The following is an 18,973-nucleotide window of genomic DNA, read 5'->3' on the forward strand; positions in this document are numbered from 1 at the left end:
CGCGCCCTTGGCGATATCGGCGCTCTTGACTTTCCCGCGCTCCGTGCGCCTCGCGTGCGGACGTGCACTGCACCGGCACGAACTACACCGGCGGCCAGGGGATCGCCGGCCACTGGCCGGAGGGTGCCGGGTGGCAGCCGGTGGCCAGCAGCTCCGCCACTCGCGCCCGCACCGCTTCGAGTTCCACCGCGGTGATCAGCTCGGCCAGACGGGTGGCCAGGGCGCCGCCGTCGGCCAGGGCCGTGTCCAGCCGGCCCAGCACCTCCACCGCCTCCGGCGCCAGCGGCTCCCCCGCCCAGCCCCACAGCAGCGTGCGCAGTTTGTCCTCGGTGTTGAAGGAAACGCCGTGGTCGATGCCGTACAGCCGCCCGTCGGCGGTCGGCAGCAGATGCCCGCCCTTGCGGTCACCGTTGTTGATCACCGCATCCAGGACCGCCATCCGCCGCAGCCGGTCGTCGTCCGCGTGCACCAGCAGCGCCGTGCGCCCCTCCCCCACCTCGGCGAAGGCCACCGCCTTCCAGCCCTCTCCGGGCTCGTCGGCCTCGACCAGGCTCAGCAGCGGGGCGGCCTCGGGGTCGGCCTCGATCCACAGCTGGCACATGCCCGTGCCGTAGGGCCCGTCCCGCAGCACGGTGGGCGGGATCAGCCCCCATCCGGTGGCCTCGGAGAGCTCGTACGCGGCCACCTCGCGCTGGGCGAGATTGCCGTCGGGGAAGTCCCACAGCGGGCGCTCGCCCGCGACCGGCTTGTAGACGCAGCTGACCTGCCGGCCCTCGTGTTCGGCCACGCAGAAGAGCGCCGCGTTGGACGCCTCGCGGATCCGTCCGCGTACGGTCAGCTCCCCCTGGTCGAGCACCGTGAGGACGGCAGACCCGGGGGACCCGGCGGGCCCGGTGACCACGGTGACCTCGTCCGACGCGCTCATGCTCCGCGACGGTATCCGTTCTGGCGCGGGCACACGTGTCCCTCCGGATCGAGCGGCAGGCTGCACAGCGGGCACGGCGGGCGGCCGGCGTTCACGACGTCGAGGGCGCGCTTGGCGAAGGCACGGGCCTGCGAGCCGGACAGCCGCACCCGCAGCATGGGCGGCCCGTTCTCCTCGTCCTGGAGCATCCGCTCCTCGGCCTCCGCGAGGTCCTCCTCGGAGTCGGCGTCCAGTTCCACCAGCGCCTGTGCCTCGACGATCATGCGCTGTTCGTCACCGTCCCAGGCGAGCGCCATCGTGCCGACCCGGAACTCCTCCTCGACAGGCGCTTCGAGAGGGGCGGTGTCCGCGACCTCGGTGGGGGCGACGGCCGGTACCGGCGCGCTGCCGCCGGTACGGCGCACCACCTCGTCGAGCAGCTCGTCGATGCGCTCGGCCAGCGCGGCGACCTGGGTCTTCTCCAGGGCGACGCTGGTGACGCGCGTACCGGACGAAGCCTGCAGGAAGAACGTACGGCGTCCAGGCAGCCCGACCGTACCGGCCACGAAGCGTTCCGGCGGGTCGTAGAGGAACACCTGACGGGACACGTCCAGTCTCCATGGGTTCGGCGGTCGGGGGTCTACGTCGTCTACATCGTCCACACCGACAGCGTCGGCTGCATCAGCACCGGGCCGTGACAGCACCGGCTTTCGGCCCGTCCACCCTACTGCGCCCGGCGATCACGCCGCGCCCGCACCGCCCCCGACCACCGCGTCCCCGTTGTTTCCGGTCTCGCGCCCGGCCGGCGCCAGGGAGGCGAGGTCCCCGGTGTCGCCGAGCCGTACGACGAAGGGGCGCAGCCGGGTGTAGCGGATGGCCGTGACGGAACAGGGCTCCACGGAGATCCGCTGGAAGAGGTCGAGATGCATGCCGAGCGCGTCGGCGACCAGGGACTTGATGATGTCGCCGTGCGAGCACATCAGATAGGCGGCGTCCTCTCCGTGCTCCTCGGTGATCCGCTCGTTCCAGTCCCGTACCGCCTCGACGGCGCGGGCCTGCATGGCGCGCATGGACTCACCGCCGGGGAAGGCGGCCGCCGAGGGGTGCTGCTGGACGACGGTCATCAGCGGCTCGTCGGCGAGCTCGGCGAGTTTGCGTCCGGACCAGTCCCCGTAGTGGCACTCGCCGATGCGCTCGTCGGTGTGCAGGGGCAGCCCGGGGCGTGCGTCGAGCAGCGGCCGCAGGGTTTCCGTGCAGCGCTGGAGCGGGCTGGTGACGGCCGCGGCGAGCGGCACCGCGGCGAGCCGGCCGGGCAGGGCGGCGGCCTGGGCGGCGCCCTGCTCGTCCAGGGCGACACCCGGCGTCCAGCCGGCGAGCAGTCCGGCGGTGTTGGCGGTCGAACGTCCGTGCCGTACGAGGATCAGCGTGGCCATGACCGCCAGCCTAGGCTGCCGGGCGGTACGAGGTGCGTGCCGGGCGGTCAGAGGTGCGTGCCGGGCGGCAGGCGGGGAAGAATGCGCGGGTGATTGTGGACTGCGCCATTTACCGGGAGGGGCGCCGGATCGAGGGCCCCTCCGACTTCTCCGACGCCCTGGACGAGGCACGCGCCACGGGGGACGCCTTTCTCTGGATAGGCGTGCACGAGCCGACGGAGAAGGAATTCGACCTCGTACGCGGCGAGTTCGGCCTGCACCCGCTGGCGGTGGAGGACGCGTTGTCCGCGCACCAGCGTCCGAAGCTCGAGGTGTACGACGACTCGCTCTTCGTGGTCCTCAAGCCGGTCGTGTACGAGGACAAGGAGGACACGGTCACCACGAGCGAGCTGATGCTGTTCATCGGCGACTCGTTCGTGGTCACGGTCCGGCATGGCGACGGCGCCCCGCTGGCCGCCGTACGCCACCGGCTGGAGGCCGAGCCGGAGGTCCTGAGGCAGGGGCCGACGTCCGTGCTGTACGCGGTGAGCGACGCCGTCGTGGACCACTACATCGACGTGGCCGCGGAGCTTCAGGTGGACCTGGAGGAGCTGGAGACGGACGTCTTCGAACCCAACGGCGGCGACTCCAGGAACACGGCCGCGCGGATCTACAACTTCAAGCGCCAGGTGCTGGAGTTCCGGCGGGCGGCCGGGCCGCTGGCCGAGCCGATGGACCGGCTGGCCGGCGCGGGGGTGCCGTTCGTCGACGAGCACTCGCAGCCGTTCTTCCGCGACGTCGCCGACCACCTGACGCGGGCCAACGAGTACGTCGAGGGTCTCGACCGGCTGCTCTCGGACGCGCTGGCGGCCCATCTGGCGCAGATGGGTGTGCGGCAGAACGACGACATGCGGAAGATCTCGGCGTGGGCGGCGATGGCGGCGGTGCCGACCATGGTGGCGGGCATCTACGGCATGAACTTCGCCCACATGCCGGAACTCGGGCACACCTGGGGCTATCCCATGGTGCTGCTCGTCATGGCGGGAGCGGTGTTCGGCCTGCACCGGCTGTTCAAGCGACGCGGCTGGCTCTGAGCTCGGGCGAACTCCGCCGCGGGCTCAGGCGAACTCCGCCGCGGAGGTCTCCGGTCCGCCCAGGGCGTCGCGCCGGGCGGGCCGGGCCAGGCGCACCATCCGGTGCCAGCCGCCGAACCGCTCGTACGCGTACATGGCGTGGATCCCCGCCGCGAGGACCGCGGACTTCGTCCTGGGCCAGTGCAGGATGCGGCCCATCTGCTCCATGACGGCCAGGCTCACGTCGCGGTAGATCCTGGTCTCGGCGAGGGCGCTCTCCCGCAGTACACGGTGGATGGTGCGGCCGTGCCCCTGCCGGGCCAGCCGCAGCAACTCCTCGTGGCAGTAGGCCAGATGATTGTCCTCGTCGTCGCTGATCATCCTGATGGCCCGGCCGACCTCGGGGTGGTCGCCGAAGTACTTCACCAGCATGTCCATCTGGTCGGCCGCCCGCTGCTCGGTGACCCGGCTGTGCGCGAGGTAGACGACGATGTCCTCCTCGGTCAGCGGTTCGTCCCGGCGCAGCTTGTCGTGGGCCAGGCCGATGCCGCCCTGTTCCAGCAGCATCGTGTAGTCGGTCTCGGGCGGGACCGGGACCGGCTGCAGGTTGCGCTTCTTCAGGAGGGCGTTGAAGATCCGGCCGTGCTTGTCCTCGTCGGCACCGTGCCGGGTGATCTTCGGCGCGAGGGCGCTCATGCTCGGGGGTACGAGGGCGGCGATCCTGGCGTTCTCCCATCCGCCCTGCGTTTCGCCGCTGGCCGCGATGGAACAGAAGAGCCGGAAGGAGTCGTCATCACCGAGGATTTCCTGGAACAGGCTTCGGGCCGAGAGCATCACTGCCACCTCCATACAGGTATCCGCAAAGGACGAGTCAAATGCGGATACGGGTGGCGGGCAATACCTGTGTCGGACCAGTCCGCCGAACGAGGGACACAGCGGCGCGTCCGGTCGCGTAACCGAGCGGGCTTCCGCGCGTTGTTACCCATGACGGCCGTGGCGGGGAAGACCCCCCGAGCCCCCACCACGGCCGCAGACTTCCCGGCCGGCCGTTGCCCGGCCGGCCTTGCCGTTACGCGAGTCCGGCCCGCTCCAGGGCCTCGGTGCCGGCGCGCAGGGCCGTGAGCCGCTCGTCGAGCGTGAAGCCCGCCGGGGCCAGCGTCAGTGTGGTGACCCCGGCAGCGGCGTAGGCCTGCATCCGCTCGGCGATCCGGTCGACCGAGCCCAGCAGCGTGGTCGAGTCGATGAGCTGGTGCGGGATGGCGGCGGCCGCGCCGTCCTTGTCGCCGGAGAGGTACTTGTCCTGGATCTCGGCGGCTTCCTTCTCGTATCCCATGCGCTGGGCGAGCTGATTGTAGAAGTTCTGCTTCCGGCTGCCCATGCCGCCGACGTACAGGGCGGTGTACGGACGGAACATGTCGGCCAGCGCGCCGACGTCCTTGTCCTCGCCGACGGCCAGCGGCAGCGTCGGGCAGACGTCGAAGCCGTCGAGGGTCTTGCCCGCCTTCTCGCGGCCCGCGCGGATGTGCCGGATCGCGGTGTCCTCGAGGTGGTCGGCGGACGGGAAGATCAGCAGGGCGCCGTCGGCGATCTCGCCGGTCTGCTCGAGGTTCTTGGGGCCGATCGCGGCGATGTAGAGGGGGATGTGCTCGCGCTGCGGGTGGACGGTCAGCTTGAGCGGCTTGCCGGGGCCGCCGGGCAGCGGGAGGGTCCAGTGCTCGCCCTCGTACGAGAGCCGCTCGCGGGTCATCGCCTTGCGGACGATGTCGACGTACTCGCGGGTGCGCGCGAGCGGCTTGTCGAACTTGACGCCGTACCAGCCCTCGGAGACCTGCGGGCCGGACACGCCGAGGCCCAGCCGGAAGCGGCCGCCGGAGAGGGAGTCGAGGGTGGCGGCGGTCATCGCGGTCATCGCCGGCTGGCGGGCCGGGATCTGGAGGATGGCGGAGCCGACGTCGATGCGCTCGGTCTGGGCAGCCACCCAGGCGAGGACGGTGGGGGCGTCGGAGCCGTACGCCTCGGCGGCCCAGCAGACCGAGTAGCCGAGCTTGTCCGCCTCCTTGGCGACCGCGAGGTTGTCGCCGTCCATCCCCGCGCCCCAGTAGCCGAGGTTGATACCGAGCCGCATAGCACTCCCCTTACCGATCAGTAACGTCCTTGTTGCGGGGGACTCTAGCGCGCGCGGCGCGATCCGTCAGTCGGCACTTGTCCACAGGCTCCCACTGCGTAGGCCCCTGGCCAGTAATCTCAGCGCTCATGGAGCAGAGGCACCTCGGCCGCACGGGCCTGCGCGTATCCCGGATCGGGCTCGGCACCCTCACCTGGGGCCGGGACACCGGCGAGCACGACGCCGCGGATCAGCTGAAGGCCTTCTGGGAGGCCGGCGGGACCCTGGTCGACACCGCGGACGTGTACGGCGACGGCGACGCCGAGTACCTTCTGGGGCAGCTTGTGGAGGGGCTCGTGCCGCGGCGCGATCTGGTCATCGCGACCAAGGCGGGCAGCGTGCCGGACCCCGACCGGCGCTTCAACGGCTCGCGCGGGCATCTGCTGGCCGCGCTGGACGCTTCGCTGGAGCGGCTCGGGACGGATTACGTCGACCTGTGGCAGGTGCACGCCTTCGACCCGACGACGCCGCTGGACGAGACGCTTCAGGCGTTGGACCTCGCGGTCAGCAGCGGGCGGGCGCGGTACGCGGGCGTGTCCAACTTCTGCGGCTGGCAGCTGGCGAAGGCGGCGACCTGGCAGCTCGCCGCGCCCGGGGTGCGGACCAGGCTCGCGAGCACGCAGATGGAGTACTCGCTGCTCCAGCGCGGCGTGGAGCGGGAGGTGCTGCCGGCCGCCCTGGACCTGGGGATCGGGCTGCTGCCCTCCTCGCCGCTCGGCCGGGGCGTGCTGACCGGGAAGTACCGGCATGCCACGCCGGCCGATTCGCGCGGGGCGTCGGAGCACCTGGCGCCGTTCGTCGCCCCGTACCTCGACGACGCGGCGAGCCGGATCGTGGACGCGGTGACCACGGCGGCGGACGGCCTGGCGGTCACTCCGCTCCAGGTGGCGCTCGCCTGGATCCGCGACCGGCCGGGAGTCACGGCCCCGATCGTCGGCGCACGCAACGCACAGCAGCTCACGGCGGCGTTGTCAGTGGAGGCGCTTAGTCTTCCTGACGAGATCTGCCAGGCGCTGGACGACGTGTCGGCGCCCGTGCACCGCTACCCCGACCAGGACTGGAGCACGCTGTGAGTACGGAGCGCGAGGAGGATACGGCTGCCGCCGCGGAGGCCGAGAACGCCACGGGCGACGAGCCCGCGCCGAACACCGCCCGCGCCGACGACGGCCCCGCGACGAGCGCCGGCTCGGGCGACAGCGGCGCGCACGGTGGGCCGGGCAGTGCTGAGGACGAGGGCCGTGCCGCGCGGGACGGCGGGGACGCCGAGGGCGACGGGACCGGCCGGCACACTCACGGCTCCGCGACGAGCGCGGGCTCGGGCGAGGGCGACGGCGGCGAGTCGGGCACCGCCCCTGAAGGCGCCGGCATCGCGCCGGGCGGGGCCGGCGCCGGCGAAGACGAGGGCCGTACTCCGCGGGACGGCGCGGACGCCGCCGATAAGGACGCCGGCGGGGGCGGTGGGGACCTGGCCGGTGCCGGACAGGACGACACCGGTGCGGCGGAGGGGGCGGTGTCCGAGGCCGAGGCCGAGTTGGCCGCGCAGCGGGCGCTCCACGAGCGCATCGAGCAGCGCAAGGCCGAGCGGGGGACTCCCGTCGAAGCCGGGGCCAAGCTCAGCGGGACCGCCGCCGATCTGCTCGCCGCCGTACGGGCGGTGGAGAGCGGGGCCAAACCTCCCGCCGCGTACTCCGAGGCGCCCACCCCGGCACCGCGCCGGCCCGCCACGCCGACGGCGCCTCCCCGGCAGGCCCGCCCGGCCACCGCGGCCGGTGCGGTCGAGGCCGTGCAGGGGGTACTAACCCAGGGCGGCGCACCCGCCGCACTCGCGCCGCAGGTCGCCGCCGTGCTCGGGGACGGCGCCGCCCAGCTGCTGCGGGAGGACCCCTGGCAGCTCCTCGCCGTGAGCGGCGTACGGCCGACGCAGGCCGACGGATTCGCCCGGGCGCTGCTCGGCACGGAATGCGGGCCCGGCGACGAGCGGCGTACCACCGCGCTGGTGGGCTGGCTGCTGGAACAGGCCGCCGCCAAGGGCCACACCGCGCTCGAGTCCGCGGTGCTCTCGGGCGCCCTCGCCCAGTACGCGGTGCCGGCACCGGACGAGGCCGTGCAGGCCGCCATCGCCGACGGGAGCGTGCTGGTCTTCCAGGACACACCGGCCGACACGCCGGCCGACTCCGGTGAGACCGCCGAGCAGCCTGTCCCGGTCCTCATCGGGCTCGAGCGGTACGCCGTGGCGGAGGAGAGCCTCGCCGACGGGCTGGCGCGCCTCACCAACACCTTCGGCGGCGGAGCCGGTGCTGTGCTCGGAGCCGGCACCGCGGACGCAGGAAAGGACGGGGCGGCGGCCGGCCCCACCCCGGAGCGGTGGGAGGCGGCCGCCTCCACCGCGCCGTCGCCCTCCGCGGCCGAGCTGATCCGTGCCGTCGCCGGCAGCGGACTCGTCACGCACACCGGCGGCGAGGCCTCCCGGGCCGAGCCGGTGGCGCTGGTCGCCGCGGCACACGCGCTGGGCCTCCGGGTGTGCGCGGCGGCGCACACCAGGGACGGCCAGCGTCGGGCGGCGACAGCCGGCGCGGGCCCCGCCACCGCCACCGTCGCCGGACTGCTGGCGGGGAGCGAGGGGCCGGGGAGGGACGCCGAGGGCACCTTCGCCCTCGACCTGCTGGTGCTGCTGGACGCGCCGCAGTTGGACGTGGAGGCGGCCGCGGCCCTGGTCGAATCGGTCCCGGACGGGGCCCGGCTCGTCCTCAGCGGCGACCCCGGCGTGCTGGGGTCGGCGGGGCCCGGCCGGGTGTTCGCCGATCTGCTGGCTGCCCGCGTCTGTCCGCAGGTCACCTCCCGTACGCCGGACCCGGGCCCGCTCGGCGAGCTGGTCTCCGGCATCGGAATCGGTGAGCTGAACCAGGTGGCGGCGCCGGGCAAGGAGGTCGTCATCGTGCCGGTGCGGGACGCCGGGGAGGCCGTCCACCGCACCGTGCAACTGGTGGCCGACTCGGTGCCGCGGGCGATCGGCGTACCGCCGGAGAGTACGCAGGTGATCACCCCGGGGCACGGCGGCTCGGCGGGGACGCGCGCCCTGAACGCTGCCCTCAAAGAGCGGCTCAACCCGGGTCCGGGCCGCTTCGGGGGCTTCGACCCGGGCGATCGTGTGGCCTACGCGCCAGTGCCGGGCCGTACGCTGCCGGGCACGGTGGTCACGGCGGACGCGGAGGGGCTGCACCTGGACTGCGAGGGCACCGCGGTCATCGTGCCGAAGGAGCGCGTGGAGCCGGCCGTGCGGCACGGCTGGGCGCTCACCGCACACCAGGCGGTCGGGACGCGCTGGCCGGCGGTGGTGGTCGTGCTGCCGGGCGACGCGGCCGAGGCGCTGTCGCGGGACTGGGTCTACACGGCGTTCGGCCGCGGCGAGCGCCACCTTTCCGTGGTGCACGGCGTGGACCAGGCGCTGCCGAAAGCGGTGGCGGAAACACTCCCCAAGCCCCGCACCACCCGGCTCCGCACGCTACTGCTGCCCCAGACCCGGCCGGTCGCCCCGCAGGAGTGACCGGCCGGGCCATGGGCGGGACCGGCGGTCAGTGGCCGGCGTTCGGGCGGGGGTGGGTCTCCTCTTCGGCGTCCAGTTCGTCGTCGAAGACGGAGCTGGCATCGAACCGGCACAGCACCCGCTGCGGATCGGCCTCGTCGAACGGTGCGTTCAGCCACTCCCCCGGCTCCGCGGGCTCGTCGGCGGCCGACACCCACAGGGTGGCGTCGCCCTCCTCCAGGCCGAACTCCTTGTGGCGGGAGGCGATCTCGTCCGCTTCGTACTCCCCGAAGAGCACCCCGAGCGCCGCACCCACGCCCGCCCCGTCGGCAGGCCACTCGTCCCGGTCGACGGCCGCCACCCGGTCGGCCTGGGCGATCAGCCGCTGCGGTTCCACGACCACGTAGTCGCGCCGGATCAGCACGCTGATCGCGCTGGGCTCCGCGGGCCCCGTGTACGGCAGGGCGTCCTCGGTGCCGGGGATCTCGAAGGGGGTCACCTCGTCGTAGCGGTCGTAGAGCAGTTCGTCGTACTCCTCGGCCGCCGCGGCCAGTTCGTTGAACGCGGCGTACACGGCCGGATCGTCGTCTCCCGACCGGTGCTCGACCGCCTCGAGGTGACGGTCGAGCGCGGCTTTGACCGCCTCGGCGGCGGCGCGTACCTCGGCAGCGGTGGGCTGAGCAGCATCAGACATAGGGCAGACGCTATCCGTACCGGGCCGCTGCCCGCACAATAGATGCGATGCCGGAATACGAATTTGTCGACGTGTACGTACCGCGCGGGGTGTCCCGCAAGGAGGCGACCCGTCTGCTCACCGACCATGCCGAGTACGGACACTGGGAGTTGGACCGACTGAGTCTGCACCGGGACGGCAGCCGCCGGGTGCGGCTGCGCCGCCGGATCATCCGCCAGGTGCGCGCGACCTGGTGACGCGTGGAAGGGAGCGGGCCCCGCGGCTGCGGGCCCCGCTCCCTTCCGGCTGCGCCGACGGTGGTGTTACGCGGCGGCGCGCGCCCGGCGGTAGATCACCGCACCGGCCAGCAGCAGCCCGGCACCTGCCGGGATCGCCAGGCCGAGCGAGCCGGCGCCGGTCTGCGCGAGGGCGTCGATGCCCCGGGGCTCGGTGTCCGGCCGGCCGCCGTGCTCGGAGGGCCCGCCGGGCTGCTGCGGAGTCCCCGGCTTCCCGTCACCCGGCTTGTCACCGCCCGGCGTGCCAGGCTTACCGGGCTCCCCCGGCTTGCCAGGCTCTCCCGGCTTACCGGGCTCCCCAGGCTCTCCCGGCTTGCCAGGCTCGCCCGGCTTACCGGGCTCTCCGGGCTTACCGGGTTCCCCCGGCTTACCGGGTTCCCCCGGCTTACCGGGTTCCCCCGGCTTTCCGGGCTCGCCCGGCTTACCGGGCTTCCCCGGGCCCGGCTGCCCCGGCTTGCCCGGCGGGTAGCCGCCGGGCGGCGTGCCGGCCTGGGAGTCGTTGGCGCAGCGGTTTCCGGTGGCCGGGTTCAGCGCTCCGACCACGTCCGCCGTGTTCCCGCAGGCGTTCACCGGGACGCTGACCGGCGCCTGGACGTGGTTGCCGGAGCCGACGCCGGGCGAGTGCGCCGCCCCGCCCTCCGCCTTGGCGCCGCCACCGTTCCGGCCGCCCGAGGTGCCCGAGGCGCCCGTGTTCGCGCACTTGTTGCCGGCGGCCGGATTGAGCAGCCCGACCACGTTCACGGTGTTGCCGCACGCGTTCACCGGCACGTGCACCGGGGCCTGGACGGTGTTTCCGGACAGCACCCCCGGTGAATTCGAGGAGCCGCCGTTGGCCACTGAATCCGCTTGTGCGTATCCGCCACCCAGGGCGATGACGCCACCGGCGGCCGCCACGGTGATCAGGCCTTTGCGCGTGACCTGTCGCATTGGTTCGTTCCCTGCCTTCTGCTGTCCCGAAATGCGCCCGGACTTCCTGCCCGTACGCGGAAATGACCAGCGGCCCCGGAGTGCATCGCGTGCACTCCGGGGCTACGGGGATTCACACCCTCACGGGTTGTGGCAACGTCAGTCGTTGTGGCAGTAGTTGCCGAAGGCGGGGTTCAGCAGCCCGATCACGTTCACGGTGTTGCCGCACGCGTTCACCGGGATGTGGATGGGCGCCTGGACCACGTTGCCCGAGAGGACACCCGGGGAGTGCACGGCAGCACCCTGAGCACCCGAGTCGGCGACGGCCATGCCCGCACCCGCGAGAATGAGGCCACCCGTGGCAGCCGCAGCAGCGACGACCTTCTTGATCATTATTCCTCCTAGTTGGCAATGCGGTCCCAGCCGCGGACCGCATCACCTGTAACGAGGAGGAGGTGACGGGGCTACGAGTGCATGACCCCATTCACCCTTCTCAGTCACATGCGCACAGGCTGCCGATTATTGGAGTGTCGTTTCAGCAGTTTTTACGTCAGCACTTGTCCAGAAATCGGTCGAGGACGCGAACGCCGAACTTCAGGCCGTCCACAGGCACCCGCTCGTCCACGCCGTGGAACATTCCGGCGAAGTCCAGCTCCGGCGGCAGCTTCAGCGGCGCGAAGCCGAAGCAGCGGATCCCCAGATCGTCGAACGACTTGGCGTCGGTGCCCCCGGAGAGCATGTACGGGACGGCACGCGCGATCGGGTCCTCCGCCTTGAGGGCGTACTGCATGGCGTCGACCAGGTCGCCGTCGAAACTGGTCTCCAGGGCCTTGTCGCCGTGCACGTCCTCGCGCTTCACCCGTGGCCCGAGGATCCGGTCGAGATCGGCGAGGAACTCCTCCTCGTGGCCCGGCAGGAAACGCCCGTCGACGTGCGCCGTGGCCTGCCCCGGGATGACGTTCACCTTGTACCCGGCGCCGAGCATGGTCGGGGCGGCGGTGTTGCGCAGCGTCGCGCCGATGATCTTCGCGATGCCGCCGAGCTTGGCGAGCGTCGCGTCCATGTCCTCGGGGTCCAGCGGGGTGCCGAGCGCGTCCGAGAGCTCGTCCAGGAAGGACCGGACGGTCTTGGTGACCCGGACCGGGAACTTGTGCCGGCCGAGCCGCCCGACGGCCTCGCAGAGCTCGGTGATCGCGTTGTCGTTGTTGGTCATCGAGCCGTGGCCGGCGGTGCCGTCCACGGTGAGCCGCATCCAGTGCATGCCCTTCTGTGCCGTCTCGATCAGATAGAGCCGCAGGTTCTCGTTCACCGTGAAGGAGAAGCCGCCGACCTCGCCGATCGCCTCCGTGACGCCCTCGAACAGATCCGGGTGCCGGTCGACGAGGTGCCGCGCCCCGTACGTGCCGCCGGCCTCCTCGTCCGCGAGGAACGCCAGCACGATGTCGCGCGGGGGCTTGCGGCCACTGCGCAGCCGGTCCCGTACGACCGCGAGGGTCATGGCGTCCATGTCCTTCATGTCGACGGCTCCGCGGCCCCAGACGCAGCCGTCCGCGACCTCGCCCGAGAACGGGTGGTGCGTCCAGTCGTCGGCGTTGGCCGGGACGACATCGGTGTGTCCGTGGATCAGCAGCGCGGGCCGGGACGGGTCCTCGCCCTCGATCCTGGCCACGGTGGAGGCACGCCCCCGGTGGGACTCGAAGATCTGCGGCTCGAGCCCCACCTCGGCGAGCTTCTCCGCCACGTACTCGGCGGCGGCGCGCTCGCCGGGGCCCGAGTGGTCGCCGTAGTTGCTGGTGTCGATCCGGATCAGCTCGCGACAGAGGTCCACGACCTCGTCCTCGCCGGATACGGGCTTGGCGGTACTGGCCGGGCTGGCGGTGTTTGACTCGGTCACGCTGCTTCCTCCCACGGGCATTCCTGGTGGACCCGCCCATCCTCCCGCGAGCCGCCCCCTCCCCCAAGGGTGTGATCGAGCGGGTCCGAATGTTTGCTATGGTTTTCCACGTCGGAACGGCCCAGGGCCGTGAGACAGACACCTTGTCCGGGTGGCGGAATGGCAGACGCGCTAGCTTGAGGTGCTAGTGCCCTTTATCGGGCGTGGGGGTTCAAGTCCCCCCTCGGACACCAGCGAAGACCCCACGTCACGTGGGGTCTTTTCTTTTGTCCACGGCGCTCACGGCACCAGGACGTCCAGCTCGTGCAGCGCCCCCACGGCGATCTCCCTGGTCAGCTGTTCGGCGCGGGCCGCGTCCCGTTCCCGTACCGCCTCGGCGACCTGGACATGGAGCGTGACGGCGGCCGGGTCCGGGTCGTCGAACATCACGCGGTGCTGGGTACGGCCGGTCAGTACCTCGGCCACCACATCGCCCAGCCGCGCGAACATCTCGTTGCCCGAGGCCTGGAGCACCACGCGGTGGAACGCGACGTCGTGCACCAGGTACCCCTCCAGCTGGTGTCCGCGCGAGGTGGCGACCATCCCCAGCGCGTGCTCGGTGAGCTGTGCGCACTGGGCGGGCGTCGCGTGGTGGGCGGCGAGTCCGGCCGCGACCGGTTCGACGGCGGACCGCAGTACGGTCAGCGAACGCAGCTGGCGCGGGCGGTCGGCGCCGGCCAGCCGCCAGCGGATGACCTGCGGATCGTAGACGTTCCACGCCTCGGTGGGCCGTACGGTGACCCCCACTCGGCGCCGGGACTCGACCAGGTGCATGGACTCCAGCACCCGGATCGCCTCCCGGATGACGGTCCGGGAGACCTCGAAGCGCTGCGCGAGCTCGTCGGTGCGCAGGATGCTGCCCGGCGGGTACTCGCCCCCCGTGATGGCGGGCCCGAGCGACTCCAGCACCTGCGCGTGAAGCCCCTGCCCCCGGCCCTCTGTGGTCATGGGAGAAGCGTACGGGGAGCCCCTCGGGAAGAAAAAGTACGACTTTTATGTCACAGACTCTTGAATACGTCGTACCTAATGGGTTTCCTGGGCGCGACGAACCGACGTCGGATGTCGACGCCGGAGGTCAGTGAAGACAGCGAGGCCCTCATGAGCACCCCTCACGTCATCGTCGTGATGGGCGTGGCAGGAACCGGCAAGACCACGATCGGTCCCCTGCTCGCCGAAGCGCTGGGCGTCCCGTACGCCGAGGGCGACGACTTCCACCCCCCGGCGAACATCGCCAGGATGCGGGCCGGGATCCCGCTGGACGACGAGGACCGGGGGCCCTGGCTGGACGCCATCGGGGCCTGGGCCCGAAGCCGGGCCGGCCGGGGCGGCGTGGTGAGCAGCTCCGCGCTCAAGCGGATGTACCGCGACCGGCTGCGGGCCGCGGCGCCCGACGCCGTCTTTCTCCACCTCACCGGCGCTCGCGAGCTGATCGAGCGACGGATGGCGGAGCGCAAGGGCCACTTCATGCCCACCGCGCTGCTCGATTCGCAGTACGCCGCGCTCCAGCCGCTTCAGGAGGACGAGGCCGGCGTCGCCGTCGATGTCGCCGGCACCCCTGAGTCCATCACCCGACGGGCCGTCGCCGCGCTGCGGCAGCTCGACAAGCAGCTCGACCAGTAATGGAAGCACCGTGACCTCAGCGTAGAGATGCTGGCAGCGGGCCCAGTGGAACCGATTCACGCAAGGCGGCACGGAGCGCCGCCGCAACGCCAGCGGCCGCGCAGCGGGGTGCGCGAAAGGGCCGGACAGTAACAGAAAGTGATGGTACGATCACCAACGTGAAGATCGTTGTGCAGGTGAAGCTGACGCCGGATGCCGTACAGGCACCGGCACTGTCGGCGACCCTCCACGCGGTCAACGATGCCGCGAACCAGGTGTCGTCCCTGGCTTTCGAGCGCTTCGGACTGAAGGCCCGTGTGCCTGATCTGCGCCAGCTCTCCTATGGAGAGCTCAAGGCCCGTGGGCTTGGGGCGCAGGCCGCCCAGCATGTGATCAAGCGGGTGGCCGATGCGTACACGACGCTGCGGGGGAACATCCGGGCCGGAAACCTAGGAGCCGAAGGCTCCAAGCGGCGACGTAGGGCCGAGTCCAAGCCGATCGCGTTCCGCCCCGATGCGGCGCACACCTTTGATGACCGATGCTTGTCCTGGCAACTCGACGCTGGCACGGTGTCAATCTGGACCACCGGCGGGCGCCTGAAGAGCCTTCGGTTCGTCTGCTCCCCCGACGCTCTCAAGATGCTCACCCGGCACCGGCAGGGCGAGAGCGATCTCGTCCACCGAGACGGCATGTGGTTCCTCATCGCGACGTGCGAGGTACCCGAGGCCGACACGTTCGAGCCCACCGACTGGATCGGTGTGGACCGGGGCATCGTGAACCTGGCCACCACCTCGGACGGCACCAACTATCAGGGGCGCAGACTCGGACGGTACCGGCGCTGGCAGGCCCGCAAGCGGGCCGAGTTGCAGGCCAAGCGGACCCGTTCCGCGAACCGTCGGCTCAAGAAGCGGGCGCGGCGCGAGCAGCGTCACGCCACCCACATCAACCACAAGGTCTCCAAGGAGATCGTCGCCGTCGCAGCACGCACCGGTCGCGGCATCGCCCTGGAAGAACTCCATGGCATCCGCGACCGGGTACGGCTCCCTCGCGACCAGCGGGCACGACTCTCCTCCTGGCCGTTCCACCAGCTCGGCGCATTCGTCGCGTACAAGTGCCGCCGCGCAGGCGTGCCGTACTTGGAGGTGGATCCGGCCTATACATCGCAGCGCTGCCCGCGCTGCGGGCACACCGCGAAGAACAACCGCCCATCCAGGGACCACTTCTTCTGTCGTCGATGCGGCCTCGCTGGGCCCGCCGACCACGTCGCCGGGATCAACGTACGCAACCGCGCACGCTCGGCGTGGGTGTTCGTCAACGCACCCGTCCCAGACCCGGCATAGCCCGCCCTGGGAGATGCGACCCGTGACCGCCCTGTCGTAGGGGGCAGTCGGGAGCGCGACAAGGCCTAAAGGCACCGAGTACCAAGCTCGGTCCCTTTGGGGCCGAGAAGTTGACCCATGTCAACGACGCCGCCACAGCGGGTGCTCGCGCTCGGCCCACTCCCGGTCGACCGTGCCCGTGCGCATGCCGCGGCGGGCCTCCGGGTCGGCCAGGGCCATGCCCACATGCCCGGCGATCACGATGCCGAGCGCGAGCGCCAGCCAGTCGTGGACGAAGGTCGCCGCGGTCCGCCAGACCAGCGGGGCGAAGCCGGTGAACCACATGAGCAGCCCGGTCCCGAGCATCACCAGCACGGCTCCGGCGAGCCAGGCGGCGAACGTCTTCTGCCCGGCGTTGAATTTCCCGGCGGGCCGGGAGGCGGGACGGCGGTCGCGGCGCAGTGCGGCCCGCAGCCACACCCGGTCGTGCCGGCCGAAGCGGTTGAGGCGGCGCAGGTCCGCCCGGAACGCCGGGGAGGCCAGCCCCAGCAGGAACGGCGCCGGCAACAGCAGACCGGACCACTCGTGCACGGTGACCAGGAGATGGCGGCGGCCGACGAGTTCGGCGAGTTCCGGTACGTAGAGACAGGCCGCGGTCGCCACGCACACGCCCATGAGGGCGGCCGTGGCGCGGTGGACCCGCCGCTCGGCGCGGCTGAACCGCTCGATGCGCGGGGGCGGTTCAGACGGTGGGGGCATCGTCGCGTCCGTTCGACCGGCCGACCCATGCGTCGACGTCATAACCGCGCTCCTCCCAGTAACCGGGGTCGACGTCACGGGTGAGGGTGATGCCGGAGAGCCATTTCGCGGACTTGTAGAAGTACATGGGCGCGACATAGAGACGCGCCGGGCCGCCGTGCGCATGGCTCAGCGGCTTGTCCTGCATGCGCAGCGCCACCAGGACGTCGGCGCGGCGGGCCTGCGGGAGCGTGAGGCTCTCGCTGTACGTGCCGTCGAAGCAGCTGAACCGGATCGCCCGGGCCTCCGGGCGCACTCCGGCCGCGTCGAGCAGCCGGGAGAGGGTGACCCCCTCGAACGGGGTGTCCGGGACCCGCCAGCCGGTGACGCACTGGACGTCGCGCACGATCCGGGTCTGCGGGAGCCGCCGCAGCGCGTCGAGGGTGTACGTCGTGGGGCGCTCGACCAGACCGTCGACGGTGAGCCGGTAGTTCTGCGGGCCGCGGTGCGGGACGGAGGTCGCGACCGAGTAGTAGCGGAATCCCCCGCCGTTGGGCAGCAGTCCGGTGAGCCCGGTGGGGTCCTTGTCGGCGGCCGCGCCGAGGGCGGCTTCCAGTCCGCGCTGGAGGTACGGCGCGGTGGCCAGGCCCGCGGCGCCGAGGCCCAGCATCGACAGGACCAGGCGTCGCCCCACCGGGGTGCCCTGGCCATCGGCGTCCGGGGGCTGTTCTGTGGTCACAGAACGATTCGAGCACCCGCGGGGGCCGATGGCCAAGGGTCCGCGGGTGCTCGTCAGACTTCCGTCAGACTTCCGTCAGGTTCGCCGGTGCGTCCGGCATCCGCCGCGCGTCGCGCGTCAGACCTCGGCGCGGGATTCCGACTCGGCCGCCTTCTCCAGCCGGAACGCCTCGTTGCCCAGCCCGATCCGGGCGTGCACGTCCGGCTTCACGGACCGCAGCACCGCTCCGTACACCAGGCCGGCGACCACGGCCGCGCCGATGATGCCCGGCAGGATCCAGCTCAGCGCGGAACCGGGGCCGGCCCCCACCAGGACCTCGAAGTCCTTGACGGTGTAGACGGCGATGCCGACGAGCGCCAGTCCGGCCAGGGCCGAGGCGACCAGCCGTCCGGCCTGCGCACGGGCGGTTCCGCGACGTACGAAGAAGGCGATGACGGCGAAGGAGGCGGCGGCCATCAGCACGATGACCCCCAGGGCGCCGATGTTGCCCATCCAGGTGAACAGCTGGAGCACGGGGGCGGTCGGGTCGCCGACCGGCTTGTCGTCCGTGAGCGCGAAGGCCAGGACGACGATCACCGAGATCGCGGTCTGCAGGAGCGAGCCGGTCGCCGGGGCGCCGCTGGTGCGGCTGGTCCGGCCGAAGGCGGCGGGCAGCAGACCTTCGCGGCCCATCGCGAAGGCGTACCGGGCGACGACATTGTGGAAGCTGAGCAGTGCCGCGAACATGCCGGTCACGAACAGCACGTGCAGGACGTCGGTGAACGTGCCGCCGAGGCGGCTCTCGGTGAGGCCGAAGAGGAGGCCGGGCCCGGCCTCCCGGGACGCCCCGACCACGGCGCCGGGTCCGGTCGCGACCGTCAGCGCCCAGGAGCTGAGGGCGAAGAAGAGCGCAACGAAACCGACCGCGAGGAACATCACCCGGGAGACGACGATGTGCGGGCGGCTGGTCTCCTCGGCGTACACCGGGGACTGCTCGAAGCCGACGAAGGCGGCGATGCAGAAGCACAGGGCGGTGCCGAGTCCGGCGCCGGTGAGGGTGTCGGGGTTGAAGGCGTGGAGGGAGAGGCCCTCCTTGCCGGGGTCGGCCACGGCGGCGATGTCGAAGATGACGACCAGGGCGCATTCGATGATCAGCAGGACGCCGAGCACCTTGGCGTTGAGGTCGATCTTCAGGAAGCCGAGGACGCCGATGACCGCGGCGGTAGCCAGCGCCGGTATCCACCAGGCGAGTTCGATCTCCAGGTAGGTGGCGAAGAGGCCGGATATCTCGAAGCCGAGGATTCCGTAGACGCCGACCTGCATCGCGTTGTAGGCGACCAGGGCCACCAGCGAGGCTCCGACGCCGGCCGTGGGGCCGAGGCCGCGGGCGATGTACGCGTAGAAGGCGCCGGCGTTGTGGACGTGCCGGCTCATCTCGGCGTACCCGACGCTGAACAGCATCAGGACGACGCCGAGGATGACGAAGAGCAGCGGCTGCCCGACGATCCCCATCACCCCGAATGTGGTGGGCATGACACCCGCGACCACCATCAGGGGCGCGCTGGCGGCGAGGACGGACAGCAGCAGACCTGCCGTGCCGAGGCGGTCGGCGCGCAGCGCCCGGTTCTGGCCCTTGTAGGTGCTGATGTCACTCGCACCCGTTCTCTCGCCCGTGCTCGTGCTCGAACTGCCCGTCGCCATGGCGGGGTTGTCCT

19 protein-coding genes and 1 tRNA gene are annotated in these 18,973 nt (G+C 71.8%); 7 read left to right on the forward strand and 13 right to left on the reverse strand.

Annotated elements, in window-relative coordinates:
* Positions 1-82: 82 nt before the first annotated feature.
* The 3 genes from ACWV17_RS01150 to ACWV17_RS01160 form a co-directional block, all read right to left on the reverse strand.
* A complete protein-coding gene (locus ACWV17_RS01150) occupies positions 83-925 on the reverse strand; it encodes an SCO1664 family protein (RefSeq protein ID WP_455358076.1) in 843 nt (280 codons plus the stop codon).
* Entirely contained in the window at positions 922-1,512 is a 591-nt protein-coding gene (locus ACWV17_RS01155) for a DUF3090 domain-containing protein (RefSeq protein ID WP_455354727.1), read from the reverse strand. The genes ACWV17_RS01150 and ACWV17_RS01155 overlap by 4 nt, the downstream gene beginning before the upstream one ends.
* 132 nt (positions 1,513-1,644) lie before the next feature.
* On the reverse strand, positions 1,645-2,337 hold the full coding sequence (locus ACWV17_RS01160) for a histidine phosphatase family protein (RefSeq protein ID WP_455354726.1): 693 nt from the start codon (positions 2,335-2,337) through the stop codon (positions 1,645-1,647).
* Positions 2,338-2,426: 89 nt separating this feature from the next.
* Between ACWV17_RS01160 and corA the strand changes: the two genes are divergently transcribed.
* The gene (corA, locus tag ACWV17_RS01165) at positions 2,427-3,410 is read left to right on the forward strand and encodes a magnesium/cobalt transporter CorA (protein WP_455358077.1); all 984 of its coding nucleotides are present in this window, start codon (positions 2,427-2,429) and stop codon (positions 3,408-3,410) included.
* 24 nt (positions 3,411-3,434) lie between these two features.
* Here the strand turns inward: corA and ACWV17_RS01170 are convergent, their stop codons facing one another.
* Positions 3,435-4,223, reverse strand: a complete 789-nt coding sequence (locus tag ACWV17_RS01170; RefSeq protein WP_455358142.1) for a ferritin-like domain-containing protein — start codon at positions 4,221-4,223, stop codon at positions 3,435-3,437.
* Between the two features lie 235 nt (positions 4,224-4,458).
* On the reverse strand, positions 4,459-5,514 hold the full coding sequence (locus tag ACWV17_RS01175; RefSeq protein ID WP_455354724.1) for an LLM class F420-dependent oxidoreductase: 1,056 nt from the start codon (positions 5,512-5,514) through the stop codon (positions 4,459-4,461).
* Positions 5,515-5,642: 128 nt separating this feature from the next.
* Between ACWV17_RS01175 and ACWV17_RS01180 the strand changes: the two genes are divergently transcribed.
* Positions 5,643-6,626: an aldo/keto reductase gene (locus ACWV17_RS01180; protein WP_455358078.1), complete on the forward strand. Its 984-nt coding sequence runs from the start codon at positions 5,643-5,645 to the stop codon at positions 6,624-6,626.
* On the forward strand, positions 6,623-9,097 hold the full coding sequence (locus ACWV17_RS01185; protein ID WP_455358079.1) for a helix-hairpin-helix domain-containing protein: 2,475 nt from the start codon (positions 6,623-6,625) through the stop codon (positions 9,095-9,097). The genes ACWV17_RS01180 and ACWV17_RS01185 overlap by 4 nt, the downstream gene beginning before the upstream one ends.
* A gap of 28 nt (positions 9,098-9,125) precedes the next feature.
* Here ACWV17_RS01185 and ACWV17_RS01190 read toward each other — a convergent pair whose 3' ends face one another.
* Entirely contained in the window at positions 9,126-9,770 is a 645-nt protein-coding gene (locus ACWV17_RS01190; RefSeq protein ID WP_455354721.1) for a hypothetical protein, read from the reverse strand.
* A gap of 47 nt (positions 9,771-9,817) precedes the next feature.
* Here ACWV17_RS01190 and ACWV17_RS01195 point away from each other — a divergent pair, with 47 nt between their 5' ends.
* Positions 9,818-10,006 (forward strand): DUF5703 family protein, encoded by a 189-nt coding sequence (locus tag ACWV17_RS01195; protein WP_005319466.1) that lies wholly within the window; start codon positions 9,818-9,820, stop codon positions 10,004-10,006.
* Between the two features lie 66 nt (positions 10,007-10,072).
* Here ACWV17_RS01195 and ACWV17_RS01200 read toward each other — a convergent pair whose 3' ends face one another.
* From ACWV17_RS01200 to ACWV17_RS01210, 3 genes are all read right to left on the reverse strand, one after another.
* Complete coding sequence (locus ACWV17_RS01200; protein WP_455358080.1) at positions 10,073-10,972, reverse strand: chaplin; 900 nt, start codon at positions 10,970-10,972, stop codon at positions 10,073-10,075.
* A 138-nt stretch (positions 10,973-11,110) separates the two neighbouring features.
* On the reverse strand, positions 11,111-11,344 hold the full coding sequence (gene chpH / locus ACWV17_RS01205) for a chaplin ChpH (RefSeq protein ID WP_455358081.1): 234 nt from the start codon (positions 11,342-11,344) through the stop codon (positions 11,111-11,113).
* 157 nt (positions 11,345-11,501) lie between these two features.
* Positions 11,502-12,845, reverse strand: a complete 1,344-nt coding sequence (locus ACWV17_RS01210; protein WP_455358082.1) for a M20/M25/M40 family metallo-hydrolase — start codon at positions 12,843-12,845, stop codon at positions 11,502-11,504.
* Positions 12,846-12,990: 145 nt separating this feature from the next.
* Between ACWV17_RS01210 and ACWV17_RS01215 the strand changes: the two genes are divergently transcribed.
* Positions 12,991-13,078, forward strand: a tRNA-Leu gene (locus ACWV17_RS01215).
* Between the two features lie 46 nt (positions 13,079-13,124).
* On the opposite strand, the gene ACWV17_RS01220 is transcribed toward ACWV17_RS01215, so the two are convergent.
* On the reverse strand, positions 13,125-13,832 hold the full coding sequence (locus ACWV17_RS01220) for a FadR/GntR family transcriptional regulator (protein WP_455358083.1): 708 nt from the start codon (positions 13,830-13,832) through the stop codon (positions 13,125-13,127).
* Positions 13,833-13,982: 150 nt separating this feature from the next.
* On the opposite strand from ACWV17_RS01220, the gene ACWV17_RS01225 reads away from it, so the two are divergent.
* On the forward strand, positions 13,983-14,504 hold the full coding sequence (locus ACWV17_RS01225; protein WP_455358084.1) for a gluconokinase: 522 nt from the start codon (positions 13,983-13,985) through the stop codon (positions 14,502-14,504).
* Positions 14,505-14,662: 158 nt separating this feature from the next.
* Complete coding sequence (locus ACWV17_RS01230; RefSeq protein WP_455358085.1) at positions 14,663-15,823, forward strand: RNA-guided endonuclease InsQ/TnpB family protein; 1,161 nt, start codon at positions 14,663-14,665, stop codon at positions 15,821-15,823.
* 120 nt (positions 15,824-15,943) lie between these two features.
* Here the strand turns inward: ACWV17_RS01230 and ACWV17_RS01235 are convergent, their stop codons facing one another.
* The 3 genes from ACWV17_RS01235 to ACWV17_RS01245 all read right to left on the reverse strand — a co-directional run bounded on the left by ACWV17_RS01235 (position 15,944) and on the right by ACWV17_RS01245 (position 18,959).
* Complete coding sequence (locus tag ACWV17_RS01235; protein WP_455358086.1) at positions 15,944-16,561, reverse strand: cytochrome b/b6 domain-containing protein; 618 nt, start codon at positions 16,559-16,561, stop codon at positions 15,944-15,946.
* Positions 16,545-17,210, reverse strand: coding sequence for a molybdopterin-dependent oxidoreductase (locus ACWV17_RS01240; protein ID WP_455354751.1), 666 nt, complete (start codon positions 17,208-17,210; stop codon positions 16,545-16,547). Before ACWV17_RS01240 ends, ACWV17_RS01235 begins: the two co-directional genes overlap by 17 nt.
* Before the next feature lie 186 nt (positions 17,211-17,396).
* The gene (locus ACWV17_RS01245; protein WP_455358143.1) at positions 17,397-18,959 is read right to left on the reverse strand and encodes an APC family permease; all 1,563 of its coding nucleotides are present in this window, start codon (positions 18,957-18,959) and stop codon (positions 17,397-17,399) included.
* Between the last annotated feature and the right edge of the window lie 14 nt (positions 18,960-18,973).

This window comes from Streptomyces mabaensis (genome assembly GCF_053763515.1).

Coding starts and splice junctions, on each gene's coding strand:
- ACWV17_RS01150 (WP_455358076.1), bottom strand. CDS start 925: ATGAGCGCGTCGGACGAGGTCACCGTGGTCACCGGGCCCGCCGGGTCC.
- ACWV17_RS01160 (WP_455354726.1), bottom strand. CDS start 2,337: ATGGCCACGCTGATCCTCGTACGGCACGGACGTTCGACCGCCAACACC.
- ACWV17_RS01170 (WP_455358142.1), bottom strand. CDS start 4,223: ATGCTCTCGGCCCGAAGCCTGTTCCAGGAAATCCTCGGTGATGACGAC.
- ACWV17_RS01175 (WP_455354724.1), bottom strand. CDS start 5,514: ATGCGGCTCGGTATCAACCTCGGCTACTGGGGCGCGGGGATGGACGGC.
- ACWV17_RS01180 (WP_455358078.1), top strand. CDS start 5,643: ATGGAGCAGAGGCACCTCGGCCGCACGGGCCTGCGCGTATCCCGGATC.
- ACWV17_RS01190 (WP_455354721.1), bottom strand. CDS start 9,770: ATGTCTGATGCTGCTCAGCCCACCGCTGCCGAGGTACGCGCCGCCGCC.
- ACWV17_RS01195 (WP_005319466.1), top strand. CDS start 9,818: ATGCCGGAATACGAATTTGTCGACGTGTACGTACCGCGCGGGGTGTCC.
- ACWV17_RS01200 (WP_455358080.1), bottom strand. CDS start 10,972: ATGCGACAGGTCACGCGCAAAGGCCTGATCACCGTGGCGGCCGCCGGT.
- chpH (WP_455358081.1), bottom strand. CDS start 11,344: ATGATCAAGAAGGTCGTCGCTGCTGCGGCTGCCACGGGTGGCCTCATT.
- ACWV17_RS01220 (WP_455358083.1), bottom strand. CDS start 13,832: ATGACCACAGAGGGCCGGGGGCAGGGGCTTCACGCGCAGGTGCTGGAG.
- ACWV17_RS01225 (WP_455358084.1), top strand. CDS start 13,983: ATGAGCACCCCTCACGTCATCGTCGTGATGGGCGTGGCAGGAACCGGC.
- ACWV17_RS01235 (WP_455358086.1), bottom strand. CDS start 16,561: ATGCCCCCACCGTCTGAACCGCCCCCGCGCATCGAGCGGTTCAGCCGC.
- ACWV17_RS01240 (WP_455354751.1), bottom strand. CDS start 17,210: ATGCTGGGCCTCGGCGCCGCGGGCCTGGCCACCGCGCCGTACCTCCAG.
- ACWV17_RS01245 (WP_455358143.1), bottom strand. CDS start 18,959: ATGGCGACGGGCAGTTCGAGCACGAGCACGGGCGAGAGAACGGGTGCG.